The sequence below is a fragment of the Mycolicibacterium arenosum genome (assembly GCF_024320865.1).
Taxonomy (GTDB): domain Bacteria; phylum Actinomycetota; class Actinomycetes; order Mycobacteriales; family Mycobacteriaceae; genus Mycobacterium; species Mycobacterium arenosum.
Window position 1 is genome coordinate 1 of the sequence record NZ_JANDBD010000035.1, and the last position, 1,095, is coordinate 1,095.

The following is a 1,095-nucleotide window of genomic DNA, read 5'->3' on the forward strand; positions in this document are numbered from 1 at the left end:
TGTACTGACCTGAGAGGTTAGGTACACGGCTGGCTGGTGGTTGACCGCCGAGTGCTGTGTGGCCGCGGTGGTGATTGTAGGTGTGCAACCAGCGGGGATACTCCTGGCATCGTTGTTCGTCGCTGGTGTAGAGCCGGGCGTATGCCCACTCGTCGGCCAGGGTCCGGTGGAAGCGCTCCACCTTGCCGTTGGTCTGCGGCCGATACGGCCGAGTTCGGCGGTGCTCGATGTCATCTCCCAGCGCCTTTCGAAAGGCATGCGATCTGTAGCAGGATCCGTTGTCGGTCAATACCTTTCGAACAACGATCCCCTGCGCGATGAACCAGGCGTTGGCCCGTTCCCAGAACTCGGCGGCGGTCTCCTTGCGTTCGTCGGCCAGCAATTCGGAGTAGGCCAGCCGCGAATGCGCGTCCAGGGCCGTGTGCAGGAAGTGATATCCCCGCACTGGTTGGCGGTACTTGTTGCGCCGTCCCGAACCCTTGTCGGCCTGGGAGTTGCGCTTCCCGACGGCTCGTCCGAGCATGCGCCAGCCGCCGCCGGCGGGGATCTTGCCCAGCTTCTTGACATCGACGTGCACCAGATCCCCGCAGGCCGCCGATTCCATCCGACGGATCACCCGCCCGGTGCCGCGGTCGAGCCAGCGCAGCCGGGCGATGCGGTAGCGACGCAGCACGTTGTGCACCGTGGAGACGTTCAGTCGCAGCAGGTAAGCGATCCGAGCGGGTCCCCAGCGGCGGGTGACGCGCACGCCGATGATGCGCCGCTCGGTCCGCGTCGGGGTGCGGTTGGGGCTGTGATGCGGTCGTGAGCTGCGGTCGGCCATCCCGGCCTCTCCCAACTCGAGGTAGCGGTCCACCCACCGACAGACGGTGGTCACCGACACCTGGAAGCGTTCGGCTGCGCGTCGACGCGACCACCCGTCATCAACGACGCATCGAGCCAGCCGCAGACGACCGGTTTCGGACAAAGGGGCATTACGGTGAACCACGAAGACCTCCGAGGTGAGTTGGTGCGTTCCTAGACAGCTCGCACTTCACCCGGAGGTCTTCGTCTTGTCACCTCACCACGCCGTCACCAACGTCCGTGGTCAGTACA

Annotated in this window: 1 protein-coding gene; it reads right to left on the bottom strand. The window is 65.2% G+C overall.

Translation table 11 applies throughout. The features are described 5' to 3' along the window. Positions 1 to 988: IS481 family transposase (locus tag NM203_RS33055; RefSeq protein WP_255065291.1), on the bottom strand; the 988-nt coding region annotated here is incomplete at its 3' end. Positions 989 to 1,095: the final 107 nt, after the last annotated feature.